The organism is Streptomyces sp. NPDC048361, assembly GCF_040651795.1.
Taxonomy (GTDB): Bacteria; Actinomycetota; Actinomycetes; order Streptomycetales; family Streptomycetaceae; genus Streptomyces.
The window spans coordinates 1-13004 of sequence record NZ_JBEZKW010000108.1 but is presented as its reverse complement, the minus strand read 5'-3'; the positions used below and the strand labels follow the sequence as shown (position 1 = coordinate 13004).

General features: G+C 73.3%; 7 protein-coding genes. 3 read left to right on the top strand and 4 right to left on the bottom strand.

What is annotated here, in order from left to right; translation table 11 throughout:
* Positions 1 to 533 precede the first annotated feature (533 nt).
* Positions 534 to 1100, bottom strand: a complete 567-nt coding sequence (locus AB0D31_RS33865; protein WP_362730503.1) for a MarR family transcriptional regulator — start codon at positions 1098 to 1100, stop codon at positions 534 to 536.
* Between the two features lie 186 nt (positions 1101 to 1286).
* On the opposite strand from AB0D31_RS33865, the gene AB0D31_RS33860 reads away from it, so the two are divergent.
* On the top strand, positions 1287 to 2567 hold the full coding sequence (locus tag AB0D31_RS33860; protein WP_362730508.1) for an MFS transporter: 1281 nt from the start codon (positions 1287 to 1289) through the stop codon (positions 2565 to 2567).
* A 21-nt stretch (positions 2568 to 2588) separates the two neighbouring features.
* On the opposite strand, the gene AB0D31_RS33855 is transcribed toward AB0D31_RS33860, so the two are convergent.
* Both AB0D31_RS33855 and AB0D31_RS33850 read right to left on the bottom strand, forming a co-directional pair.
* Positions 2589 to 4232, bottom strand: a complete 1644-nt coding sequence (locus tag AB0D31_RS33855; RefSeq protein WP_362730500.1) for a SpoIIE family protein phosphatase — start codon at positions 4230 to 4232, stop codon at positions 2589 to 2591.
* A gap of 137 nt (positions 4233 to 4369) precedes the next feature.
* A complete protein-coding gene (locus AB0D31_RS33850; RefSeq protein ID WP_362730506.1) occupies positions 4370 to 5728 on the bottom strand; it encodes an FAD-dependent oxidoreductase in 1359 nt (452 codons plus the stop codon).
* A 338-nt stretch (positions 5729 to 6066) separates the two neighbouring features.
* Between AB0D31_RS33850 and AB0D31_RS33845 the strand changes: the two genes are divergently transcribed.
* Entirely contained in the window at positions 6067 to 6912 is an 846-nt protein-coding gene (locus AB0D31_RS33845; RefSeq protein ID WP_362730498.1) for a helix-turn-helix domain-containing protein, read from the top strand.
* Positions 6913 to 7125: 213 nt separating this feature from the next.
* Positions 7126 to 9213: a sigma-70 family RNA polymerase sigma factor gene (locus tag AB0D31_RS33840; protein ID WP_362730495.1), complete on the top strand. Its 2088-nt coding sequence runs from the start codon at positions 7126 to 7128 to the stop codon at positions 9211 to 9213.
* A gap of 119 nt (positions 9214 to 9332) precedes the next feature.
* Here the strand turns inward: AB0D31_RS33840 and AB0D31_RS33835 are convergent, their stop codons facing one another.
* Positions 9333 to 12578 carry a BTAD domain-containing putative transcriptional regulator gene (locus AB0D31_RS33835; RefSeq protein ID WP_362730492.1) on the bottom strand — a complete coding sequence of 1082 codons (3246 nt, stop codon included), beginning with the start codon at positions 12576 to 12578 and terminating at the stop codon, positions 9333 to 9335.
* Positions 12579 to 13004 lie beyond the last annotated feature (426 nt).

The following is a 13004-nucleotide window of genomic DNA, read 5'->3' as shown; positions in this document are numbered from 1 at the left end:
CTGGCGTTGACTTTTGGCACACTGTTGAGTTCTCAAGGAACGGACGCTTCCTTTGTACTCACCCTCTCGGGCTTTCCTCCGGGCGCTTCCCTTCGATATTTCGTGTTTCCGACTCTATCAGACTCTTTCGTGTCCGATTCCCCGTCGGAGCGGGGATTGCCTTCCAGGTTCTCCCTCTCGGGTTTCCCTTTCCGGCGACTCCGACTCTATCAGATCCTTTCGGGCCCGATTCCCGGTCTCCCGGGGCCAAGTCGGCTTGTCTTCCCGGCTGTTGGGCCGTTCCGACTCCCGAACTCTAGCGGACTTTCCCGGCAACCCGTAATCGGGGCTTCCGGTCCCTATCGAAATGAATTCGGCATGCCGAAAACACTCCCGATCGGGAGGCCGTGCTGAGTTGGGTGGCCGCAGAGTCTGCGGCGGACGGTTGTTGCAGAACCGTATCGGCTCCGCGACAACTCGAAGAACCTTACGGAACGGGGTGGGGTGTGTCAACCCCGGTCCTGGCTCCTGTCCACTGATTTTTTTCGCGGGCCTCAGTCGAGGTCGGTGAGGCGGCCGCCCGCGTCCGGCTGAGCGTGCTCCACCCTGCGCAGCAGGCGGATCAGCATCTCGCCGAGCACCCCGCGCTCGTCAGAGGTCAGGTCCTGGAGCAGGTCCTCCTCGAAGTCGCTGGCCATGCGCATGGCCTCCAGCCACTTCGTACGGCCTTCGTCGGTCAGCTCGACGATGACGCGTACCCGGTTGTTCTCGTCGCGGTCGCGGGTGACCAGGCCTTCGCCGGCCATGCGGTCGATGCGGTGCGTCATGGCGGCCGGCGTGAGGCCGAGGCGCTTGGCGAGCTCGCCGGGGCCCAGGCGGTAGGGCTCACCCGCCAGGAGCAGGGTCTTGAGGACCTCCCACTCGGCGTTGCTGATGCCGAGTGCGGCGACCTGGCGGCCGTACGCCACGTTCATGCGGCGATTGAGGCGGCCCAGCGCCGAGACGACCTTCTCCACCTGGGGGTCGAGGTCGCGGTACTCCCGCTGATACGCGGCGATCTGCTCGTCGAGGGTCGGCTCCTGGGGGCCGGCGGGATCGTCGGGCTCGGTGGTCTCAGCCATGTCGCGAGTATGGCACGGGGTTCGTTGGCATCTAAGTCCTTGAGTGTGTATTGTTAAGGATCTAATTTTAGTGTTGAAGTCTTCAGATCTGAGCCCTTCACGTTCGAGCCCTCTGGCTCACGTCGTCCTGTCCGGGCTCGGGGTCGGCGGACTTCCCGACTCAAGGTGGTGAGTGTGACCAAGGCGATGGGTGCAGCGATGCGCCGGATCCAGGCGGGTAACGCGCTGAGCGCGTTCGGACTCGGGTTCACCGTTCCGTACCTCTATGTGTACGTGGCCCAGGTGCGGGATCTGGGTGCGACCACGGCCGGTGTCGTGCTCGCCGTCTTCGCCATGGCCGCGCTCGCGGTGCTGCCGTTCACCGGGCGCGTCATCGACCGGCGCGGGCCGCTGCCAGTGCTGGTCGGCGCCGCGCTGCTCGCGTCCGCCGGCGCGCTGGGCCTGGGCTTCGCCTCCACCGTGCCCGCCGCCGTGGCCTCTGCCGCGCTGCTCGGCGCCGGCACCGCCGTGATGCAGCCGGCGCTCGCCACGATGATCGTCTGGTGCTCGGGTCCCACGACCCGTACCCGTGCTTTCGCCCTGCAGTTCTTCCTGCAGAACCTCGGGCTCGGCATCGGCGGGCTCATCGGCGGCCAGATCGTCGACGCGAGCCGCCCCGCCAGCTTCACCCTCCTCTTCTCCATCGAAGCCGTGATGTTCCTGGTGCTCGCGGCTGTCGCCGGCTCCGCGAAGATGCCGCGCTCGGTGGTCGTCCCGGACGCGCGTCCTACAGGTGAGCAGGGCGCCGGCGGCGGGATCCGGGCGATCCTCAAGCACCGGGCGATGGTGCAGCTGTGCGGGCTCGGATTCGTGGTGTTCTTCGCCTGCTACGGCCAGTTCGAGTCGGGCCTTGCGGCGTACGGCACCGAGGCCGCCGGTATCGACCCCTCGACGCTGGGTGTCGCTCTTGCCGCCAACACGGCCGTGATCGTGGTCGCGCAGTTCCTGGTGCTGAAGTTCGTGGAGCGCCGGCGGCGCAGCCGCGTCATCGCGTCCGTCGGTCTCATCTGGGCCGTCGCGTGGATCGCGGCCGGTTACGCGGGGCTCGGGCACGGCAGCCAGGCCATGGCGACCGCCGCTTTCGTCTCGACGTACGCACTGTTCGGGCTCGGCGAGGCAATGCTGTCGCCGACCGTGGCGCCGCTGGTCGCGGACCTCGCGCCCGAGTCGATGGTCGGGCAGTACAACTCGGCGTTCGCGCTGGTCAAGCAGCTCGCGCTGGCGATCGGGCCGGCCGTCGGCGGGCCGATGGGCGCCGCGCTGCACGGCCCGTACATCGTGACGTTCGTGCTGTTCTCGCTCGGGATCACGGTGCTCGCGCTGCGGCTCGGCAAGAAGCTGACGCTCGCGCAGGACCACCCGATGCTCGCGGCGAAGTCCCGCGTGGTCGCGGTGCACCTGCCGGAGCAGGCACCCGCCCACGCGTAAAGGCCTCGCCCGGAACCCGGCCTACCCCGGCAGGGCGAACTCGCACCACACCGCTTTGCCGCCGCCCGGTGTGCGGCGCGAACCCCAGGACGAGGCGATCGTCGCGACGATCGAGATGCCTCGTCCTGCTTCGTCCCCGGGGTCGGCGCGGCGCCGGCGCGGCAGATGGTCGTCGCCGTCGGTCACCTCGATGATCAGGCGGCGGTCGGTGCGGCGGAGCCGCAGGCGCATCGGCGGGGTGCCGTGCTGGAGCGAGTTGGCCACCAGCTCGCTCGCCGCGAGGACGCCGAGGTCGCGCAGCTCCATGGGGAAGCGCCAGGAGGCGAGGACACCGGAGGCGAACGCGCGGGCGCGCGGCGCCGCTTCGATGCCGCCGAGCAGATCGAGCGCCGCGTTGTGGAAGAGCTCGGCGGCCGGCCCGGTGCGGGCGGGGTGCTGGCAGACCAGGACCGCGACGTCGTCGTCGTGTTCGGCGGTGACGCCGAGCGAGCGCAGCAGCCGGTCGCACACCACCTGCGGGGTGCCGACCGCGCCGGACAGCGCCCGCGCCAGCGCGGCCACGCCCTCGTCGATGTCCTCCCTGCGGCGCTCCACCAGGCCGTCCGTATAGAGGACGGCGGTGGCGCCGGGCGGCAGGTCGATCGTGCCGGAGGTGTGCAGCCAGCCGCCGGTGCCGAGCGGTGGGCCCGTGGGGTCCTCGGCCTGGTGGACGGTGCCGTCCTCGTGGCGTACGAGGATGGGCAGGTGGCCCGCCGACGCGTACACCAGGCGGCCCTCGTTGGGGTCGTGCACCGCGTAGACGCAGGTGGCGATCTGGCTTGCGTCGATCTCGGCGGCCAGGCCGTCCAGGAGCTGGAGCACCTCGTGCGGGGGCAGGTCGAGGCGTGCGTACGCCCTTACCGCGGTGCGGAGTTGACCCATGACGGCCGCCGCGCGCACGCCCCGGCCCATCACGTCGCCGATGACGAGCGCGGTGCGGCCGGCGCCCAGGGTGATCACGTCGTACCAGTCGCCGCCGACCGCGGCGTCGGTGCCGCCGGGCTGGTAGGTGGCGGCGACGCGCAGGTCGTCGGGCTGCTCCAGCTCCTGCGGGAGCAGGGAGCGCTGGAGGGTGACGGCCGTTTCGCGGTGGCGGCGCTCGCTGGCGCGCAGCCGCTCGGCGGCCTCGGCGTGGTCGGTGACGTCGGCGGCGAAGACGAGGACGCCGCCTTCCTCCTCGCCGGGGACCTCGACCGGGCTGCACGTCACCGTGTAGCAGCCGGCGCCCTGGATCCGACGGGACTTGACCGTACGGGACGTGCCGCTGCGCAGTACCTGGTCCATGAGTGGGAGCAGGCCGAGTTCGTCGAGCTCGGGCGAGACCTTGGCGGCGGGCGCGCCCAGCGGACGGGTGCCAAAGGCGGCCGCGTACGCGTCGTTGACGTACGCGACGCGGTGCTCGGGGCCGCTCAGGAGCACGACCAGGGCGGGGAGCTGGCCCAGGATGTCGCGCACCGAGAGGTCGTCGAGGACCGGGGGCTCGGTCACATCGTCCGGCCAAAGCTCCGGCTGCGGCCCGGATTCGCCGCGGGCCGCGGGCACGGAGCCCCGGTCGTCGCGGTCGGTCCGTGCTGCGGCGCGGCGTTGCGTACCGGGGAGCCGGGCGCTCCAACGCGTGAAGTTCACGGTGTTCCAAGCCTCGTGTGTCGCTGCGGGTGCGGTGCTGCCGGTGCTGGTGCGGGGGTGGTCCGCCGGATCACTCTGTGCAGGTGTGGGCCCACCTATGGTCACACGCCCAGTGTGACGGACCGCACTGACAACCGTCAGTTGTCGTGCGGGGCGGGGCCCTTGGCGGGCGGGCCGCCCCCTGCGGCGATCTCGAACTCGGCGCGCGGATGTTCCAGCGAGCCGAGCGAGACGATCTCGCGTTTGAAGAGTCCGGCGAGGGTCCATTCGGCGAGCACGCGGGCCTTGCGGTTGAAGGTGGGGACGCGGCTCAGATGGTAGGCGCGGTGCATGAACCAGGCCGGGTAGCCCTTGAGCTTGCGTCCGTAGACGTGGGCGACACCCTTGTGCAGGCCGAGCGATGCGACCGAGCCTGCGTACTTGTGCCGGTACTCCGTGAACGCGCCGCCCCGCACAGCGGCGGCGACGTTCTCGGCGAGCACCTTGGCCTGGCGCACGGCGTGCTGCGCGTTGGGTGCGCACTCGGCGCCCTTGGAATCGGCCGTCAGATCGGGGACGGCGGCCGCGTCGCCGGCCGCCCAGGCGTGCTGGACGCCCTCGATCCGCAGCTCTGCCGTGCACCGCAGCCGGCCGCGCTCGTTCAGCGGCAGGTCGGTGGCGGCGAGGAGCGGGGCGGGCTTGACACCGGCGGTCCACACGACGGTACGGGTGGGGAAGCGGGCGCCGTCGCTGAGGACGGCGACCCGGTTCTCACAGCTGTCGAGGCGCGTTTCGAGGCGTACGTCGATGTTGCGGCCGCGCAGTTCGCGGATGGCGTACGTGCCCATCTCCTCGCCGACCTCGGGCAGGATCCGGTTGCTGGCCTCGACGAGGATCCACTTCAGGTCCTCGGGCTTGATGTTGTGGTAGTACCGCGCGGTGTAGCGCGCCATGTCCTCCAGCTCGGCCAGCGCCTCGACGCCCGCGTAGCCGCCGCCGACGAAGACGAAGGTGAGGGCGGCGTCGCGGACGGCGGGGTCGCGGGTGGAGGAGGCGATGTCCATCTGCTCGATGACGTGGTTGCGCAGGCCGATGGCCTCTTCGACGGTCTTGAAGCCGATGGCGTAGTCGGCGAGGCCCGGGACCGGCAGGGTGCGCGAGATCGAACCGGGCGCGATGACGAGTTCGTCGTACGACAGCTCCACGGCGCCGGTGCCGTCCTCGGGCGAGGCCAGGGTGGTGACGGTGGCGGTGCGCCGCTCGTGGTCGACGCGGTCCGCCTCGCCGATGACGATCCGGCACTTGTCGAGGACGCGGCGCAGCGGGACCACGACGTGGCGCGGGGAGATGTTGCCGGCCGCCGCCTCGGGCAGGAACGGCTGGTACGTCATGTACGGGTCAGGAGCCACCACGGTGATCTCGGCCGTTCCGCTCCGCAGCTCCGTCTTGAGCGCGCGTTGCAGACGCAGCGCCGTGTACATCCCGACGTATCCGCCGCCGACCACGAGTACGCGCACAGGTTCTGTCACCACCCCATGACGCAACGGGCCCCGGGCTTTGTCCACAGGCCTGACAAATTGTGTGACTGGAAGGCAGTCCTGTGGTGGGTGGCCCGTTCCACCCACCGGAATGGAAAAAGCGCAGGCCAGTCGGTGGGTGACACGTGCTGGGCAGGGCCGATCCGGCCCGGCGGAGGCCCTTGGTCCGATCGGGGGGCACGCCACGCGGAAGAACCCCTTCTGAATTGAGTCCGGCTCAACTATGTTCGTAACTCGTCGGGGTTTCGGGTGAGGGACCCGTCCCCGGCTGTCAGGGCGGGGAGTCTCCGGGGGGAGACGTAATAACCGGGGGAACAATGCACATTCAGGACTCTCATTGGCAGACGGCCGTCGTCGCCTCATCCGACGGCAACAGCCGGCTCGGTACGGGTCCGGGCGTCGGCGGGTCGCGTTCCGCGCCGCTGCGGGTGGATGCCCAGCGCAACCTGGAGCATGTGCTGCGCGCGGCGCGCGAGGTGTTCGGCGAGCTCGGTTACGGGGCGCCGATGGAGGACGTGGCGCGCCGGGCCAGGGTGGGTGTGGGGACCGTCTACCGGCGGTTCCCGAGCAAGGACGTGCTGGTGCGCCGGATAGCCGAGGAGGAGACCTCGCGTCTGACGGACCAGGCGCGCACGGCGCTCGGCCAGGAGGAGGAGCCGTGGTCGGCGCTCTCCCGTTTCCTGCGCACGTCGGTGGCGTCGGGCGCCGGCCGGCTGCTTCCGCCGCAGGTGCTGCGGGTCGGCGTGGAGGGCGAGGAGCCCGAGGGCGTACTTCCCGAGGGCGTACTTCCTGATGCGGGGCGCCCCGAGGGGGCGCGGCCCGAGGGTGTACGTGACGGGTTCGATGAGGCGCGGGTGCCGCAGCAGCGTCAGGTCGGCGCGGCCGAGCAGGGCTCGGGCTGGGGCCGGGTCGTCGAGCAGCGGTCGGCTCCCGAGCAGGAGCTGGACGACGCGGGCGCGGCCGAGCTGCTCGACGTGGTCGGGCAGTTGGTGGACCGGGCGCGGGCCGCCGGTGAACTGCGCGGTGATGTGACCGTCGCCGATGTGCTCCTGGTGATAGCCACGGCGGCGCCGTCGCTGCCGGACGCCCACCAGCAGGCCGCCGCCTCCGCGCGGCTCCTGGACATCCTGCTCGAAGGGCTGCGTTCACGTCCGTCGGCCTGAGCGTCAACCTCCGTAGCGGGCACGGGGGTTGCGGGGGGTCCGCTGGGCCGTCAGCACGCCGCCGCGCCTTCCCCGAAAGGGTGACGGCTAGGGCGCCGGTGCGGTAACTCTCCCCGGATGAGTGGTTGCCGCGCTGGAGGCTCGGCTCCGCTTGTGCTCTGTGGCACGCTTGCCCGGTGGTCGGGTCTGAGCGTGCTTACGGGGGCTTCCGCTATGGGCGTTGAAGAGCGGGACGAGTCGCGCTCGGGCGGCGGCGGTCCGGAGTCGGGCGGGCCCGACGGGCCACGGCCGCCACGGCAGGTGCCCAGCCAGGGCGGCCCCGGACACCTCCCTCCGACCGACCCCGGCCAGGGTGCGCCGGGTGGTCCCGGGCACCTCGCGCCGGGCGGTCCCGTGTCCGTTCCGGGGCAGGCCGCCGGCGGTTTCGGCCCGGCCCACCCGGGTGCGGGGGAGCCGTCCCTCTCCGAGCTCGGCGGCACCGTACTGCCGGGTCCCTGGGGGCCCATGGACGGAGTCGGGGACCCCGGCACCAGCGTGCCGACGCAGCGCGAGGGCGGGCTGCGCGAGGGCATGGCCCTGGAGTTCGCCGAGGCCGGGCAGTCCGACGCCGATCTGATCCACGCGATGCGGGCCGGCGACGACAGCGCGTACGAGGAGCTGTTCCGCCGCCACTGCGACGCGGTGCGGCGCTACGCCCGCAGTTGCTGCCGTGACGCGCACACCGCCGACGACCTCACGGCGGAGGTCTTCGCACGGACGCTCCAGGCGGTGCGCGGCGGTGCCGGGCCCGAACAGGCCGTGCGCGCCTATCTGATGACCACCGTGCGGCGGGTCGCCGCGTCCTGGACGCGGACCGCCAGGCGGGAACAGCTCGTCGACGACTTCGCGGTCTTCGCCCAGCAGTCCGCGCGCGCGGCCGAGGTGTCCGACGACGACACCATCGACCTGGGCGCCGATGTGCGGGCCATGCACGAGGCCGAGCAGACGCTCGCCATGCGGGCGTTCCGTTCGCTGCCCGAGCGCTGGCAGGCGGTGTTGTGGCACACCACCGTCGAGGAGGAGTCGCCGAGCGAGATCGCGCCGCTGTTCGGGCTCTCCGCCAACGCCACGGCGGTGCTCGCAAGCCGCGCCAGGGAAGGGCTCAAGCAGGCCTACCTCCAGGCGCACGTCTCCACCGCGCTGACCTCAGGCGGGGACTGCGCCCGCTATGCCGACCGGCTCGGCGCGTATGCGCGGGGCGGGCTGCGGATGCGGGCCGAGCGTGGTCTGAGCAAGCACCTGGAGGAGTGCGCGAAGTGCCGGGTCGCCGTCGTCGAACTCAAGGACGTCAACGCCGGGATCCCCGCGCTGCTCCCGGTCGCGGTCATCGGCTGGTTCGCCGCCGGATTCTCGCTCAAGGCGGCCGGTGTGGTCGCGGGTGGCGCGGCCGGTGCCGCGGGCGCCGGTGCGGCGGCCGCGGCGACGGGCGGCGGTTCGTCCGGCGGCGCGGCGGGAGGTGCCGCGGCGGAAGGGCTCGGCGCCCCGGCCAAGGCCGGCATCGCGGCGGCGGTGGCCGTGGCGGTCGCGGCCGGTGTCGTGTTCGCGCTGACCGGCAACGACTCCCCGCCGCCCAAACCCGACGCGAAGCCGCCCGCGGTCGCGCCCGTCGTCCCGCACAAGCAGCCGCCCCCCGCGCCCGAGCCGCCCGCACCCCCCGCACCGCCCGCACCCAAGCCCACCCCGCCGCCCAGGCCCGCGCCGAAGAAGCCGGTGGCCAGGCCCGCCCCGCCGCAGCCGCCGACCCACCCGCGGCCCACGCCGCCTCGACCGGTGCCGCCGCCCGAGCCGGCCCCGCCGAAGCCCACGCCTCCCCCGCCGCCACCGGCCCCGAGCGTGTACCAGGTGAACCGTCTGCAGTACGGGATCCTCGGCGACGGCACCAAGCCCGAGGTGCGGCTCGGCGGCTCCAGCTGGCTGTGGCAGCGCTCGGGCATGCGCGTCGGCGACCGGCGCTTCACGCACGGCGTGACCGTGCACGGCCGTTCCTCGGTCACCATCGACCTCAACCGCCAGTGCCGCACCTACGACGCGTACGCGGGCGTGGACCATCTGACGATGGGGCTCGGGGTGGTGCGCTTCTCGGTGTACGGCGACGGGGCCCTGCTGTGGCGTTCGCCGGTGCTGCACGGCGGTGACCCGGCGGTACCGGTCCACGCCGACCTGTCGGGCCGCAGGACGATCCGGCTCGTCGTCGAGCCGGAGGGCCCGTTCGGAGCGGCGGCGCTCGCGGACTGGGCGCAGTCGCAGATCAGCTGCCGCTAGGCGGGCCGGGGCCTGCGTCTGGGCCGGCCGGGGTCAGGCATCGGTCAGCGGGGCAGGACGGGCGTCCCGGCCGGGCTCAAGCGCCGGCCACCGTGGGCAGGACGGGCGTCCCGGCGGGGTCAGACGCCGGTCGCCGTGGTCAGGAGGGGCGGGATCTCCGGTGGGGTCAGGCCCGCGCCGGCGGCGGTCTCCGCCGCGTACCGCTCGGGTGTGAGCGCCTGGCGTGCCGCTGTGACGATGGACTCCTCGATCGCAGCCTCGGGCACGGAACGCGGGATGCCGGCGCGCCAGGCGTGGGCCGCCGCCAGGACCCGTACCGCGCGGGCGTGGTCGCCGAGGGCGACGAGGAACTGGGCGCCGCGCTCGGCGAGATGGGCCAGGACCAGCTCGGTGCACTGGGCGCCGGCCGCCGTGCGCAGGGCGTCCGCCATGCGCGCGAGGCCGGCCGCCGGGCCGGACCGGGCGGCGGTGACCCGGGCGTCGAGGGCGTCGAGCAGCGCGACGAAGTGCGGGGGCTGGCCCTGTGGTCCCGCCGAGGAGAAGTCGAGGGCCTGCTCGCCCAGGGCTACGGCGCCGGCGATGTCGCCCCGGTCGAGGGCGATGGTGGCACGCAGGGAGTGGATGTACGGCAGCGCCTCGACCACCCGGTAACGCTGTGCCTCCGCCGCGGCTTCCAGCAGGGACTTCTCGGCAACGTCCAAGTTGCCCTCGCGGTAGCAGAGTTCGCCCACCCGGGCGGTGAGGAAGGGGGCTTCCTGGTGGGCGCCCACCTCGCGGGAGAGCTGGAGCGCCTCCTCGTAGGCGGGGCGGGCCAGTTCGGGAAGACCGCGGGTCATCGCGGCCTCGGCTGCGGCACCCGCCACTTGGGCGCGCATCCAGCGGTCGCCCACGCGGCGGCCCAGTTCGCGCAGTTCGGCCAGGTCCTCGTCGACGCCCTCGAAGCCGCCCGGCATGTCGATGGCCATGTGCGTACGGAACATCAGGGCCACCGCGGTCGCCCAGTCGTCGCCGTGGCGGCGACAGTTGGTGACGACGGCGTCGATCGACTCGCGCACCATCCCCGGCGGGTCGGTACGGAACGTGGCGAACGGCCAGAGCAGCCCCGGGAAACGGGCCGCCTGCGGGCCGCCGACCTCGAAGGCCCGGCGGATCACGGTGAGGCGTTCCTGGACAGCGGGATCGGCGAAGCCCTGGTCGCGGTCACTGTCGGAGAGCAGGAAGAAGCGGAGCAGATCGAGGTGGAGCCGCGGCCAGTACCGCGGGTCCGTGTCGTCGTCCGGTGTGGGCGAGAGCTCGGCGGCGGCCCGCGCCCAGTCGGCGCCTTCGGCGCGGTAGTTGCGCAGCCACCAGAACCAGCCCATGCCGAGCACGAGTTCGGTGGCGGTGTCCTCGTCGGCGGTGGGCGGTGAGGTCGTGCGGCGCAGTGCGGCCCGGATGTTGTCGAGTTCGGTCTCCAGGCGGCGGATCCAGGGGAGCTGGTCGTGCGAGCGGACCAGGGGTTCCGCGCGGCGGACCAGCGCGCCGTAGTACGCGGTGTGGGCGTCGGCCGCGGCGCGCAGCACGTCGGGGGTCTCGGCGGCCCGCTCGGCGGCGTACTCGTGGATGGTCTCCAGCATGCGGTAGCGCATACCGCTGCCGTCGGCCGCGGGAACGGCGATGACCAGGGACTTCTCGACGAGGGCGGCGAGGTCGTCAGTGGCGGGGTGGTGGGTGGCGAGGTGGTGGGTGGCGAGGCCGTCGGTGGCGAAGGCGTCGGTGGCAAGGCCGTCGGTGGCGCCGCACACGGCCTGGGCGGCGGCGAGGTCCCAGCCGCCGGCGAAGACGGAGGCGCGGCGCAGCACATCGCGTTCGGACGGGTCGAGCAGGCCCCAGGACCAGTCGACGACGGCCCGCAGGGTCTGCTGGCGCGGGAGGACGGTGCGGCTGCCGCCGGTCAGGAGACGGAACCGGTCGTCGAGGCGGTCGGCGATCTGCCGCGGGGTCAGCAACCGCAGCCGGGCGGCGGCCAGTTCGATGGCGAGCGGCAGACCGTCGAGGCGGCGGCAGATCTCGGCGACCGCTTCCGGGTCGGCTTCGGGGTCGAAGTCGGGGCGTACGGTGCGGGCGCGCTCGGCGAACAGGCGGTGGGCCGGGAGCGGCGGCAGCGGCTCGACCGGGCGGACCGCCTCGCCCGGCACGCCCAGCGGCTCGCGGCTGGTGGCGAGGATGCGGAGCCGGGGGCAGCGGGTGAGGAGTGTCTCGGCGAGGCGGGCCGCGGCGTCGATGACGTGCTCGCAGTTGTCGAGGACGAGCAGGGTGTCGCCGCGGCGCGAGAGGTCGTCGACGAGGCGGGCGGTCGGGTCGTTGTGGGCGGGCTGGCCCTCCCGCGCCAGGAGCGTCGTCTCGCGCAGGCCGAGCGCGGAGACCGCGGCGCCGGGAACGGCGCCCGGCTCGTCCAGCGGGGCGAGCTCGACGAGCCACGCGGCGATGTCGGACGCGGATGCGGCCTGCTCGGCGAGGCGGGTCTTGCCGGTGCCGCCGGGGCCGGTGAGGGTGACCAGGCGCGAGGCCGCCAAGTCGGCGCGGATCACGGCGAGTTCGGGCTCACGGCCCACGAACGACGTGAGACGGGGCCGCAGGTTTCCCTCGGCCGGGCCCGCGGTCGCGGGCGCGTCGCGGAGCAACTCGCCGTGCAGGGCGGCCAGTTCGGGACCGGGATCGGCGCCGAGGGATTCGGCCAGGGTGCGGCGGGCCTTCTCGTACGCGGCGAGCGCGTCGGCCCGGCGGCCCTGGGCCCGCAGCGTACGGATCAGCTGGGCGTGCAACGTCTCGTCGTAGGGGTGTGCGGCGAGCAGCTCCATCAGTTCGGGGAGCAGCCCGTCGGTGGCGCCGCGTCGCAGGTCCGCCTCGATGCGGTGGCGCAGCGCGGTCAGGCGGCGCGCTTCGGGGCGTACGGCCGCGTGGCGCTCGGGCAGGTCGGCGAGGGCGGGGCCGCGCCACAGGGCGAGGGCGGCGCGCAGGGTCTCGGCGGCGGCGTCGGGGTCGTTGGCGGCGAGCTGGTCGGCGCCGTGTGCCGCGCGCTCCTCGAAGACGTACAGGTCGATCGCCTGCGGTGGCGCGGCGAGCCGGTAGCCGGCGGGCCCCGACTCCACGGCCTCCTTGCCGATCGCGCGGCGCAACCGGCCGACGAGGGCCTGGAGGGCGGCGGGCGCGTCCTGGGGCGGATCGTCGGCCCATACGTCGTCGATGAGGGCCGGCACGGGGACCGGGCGCGTCGGACTCAGGGCGAGCGCGGTCAGCAGGGCCCGCACTCTGGGCCCGCCCAGGGGTATGGCGGTGCCGGTGTCGTCGTGCGCCTCCGTGGCGCCCAGGATCAGGTACCGCACGCGTTCATTATGGCGGCGCCGCCCACCCGCCTGCCGCGCCCGCCGCCCGGGAGCGGCTCAAAGACGCGGCACGGGGGTCGGTTCAGGACTGCGGGCGTGGGGCGCCTGGGCGGGGTGACGCCGTGCTTGCAGACGCAGCGCCGGGCGGCGGAGGCGGGGCATGGTTCAGGACGCAGCGCCGGGCGGCGGCCCGGGGTGCGGTCCAGGACCGCAGTGCCGAGGGCGGCGGGCCGGGGTGCGGTTCAGGACGTCAGCGTCAGGCGGCGGCCCGGGGTGTGGTTCAGGACTGCAGTGCCGAGGGGGGCGGGCCGGGGTGCGGTTCAGGACGTCAGCGTCAGGGGGCGGGCCGGGGTGTGGTTCAGGACGTCAGCGTCAGGGGGCGGGCCGGGGTGTCGGACCGGGCTACAGCGGCGGGTGGCGGGCCGG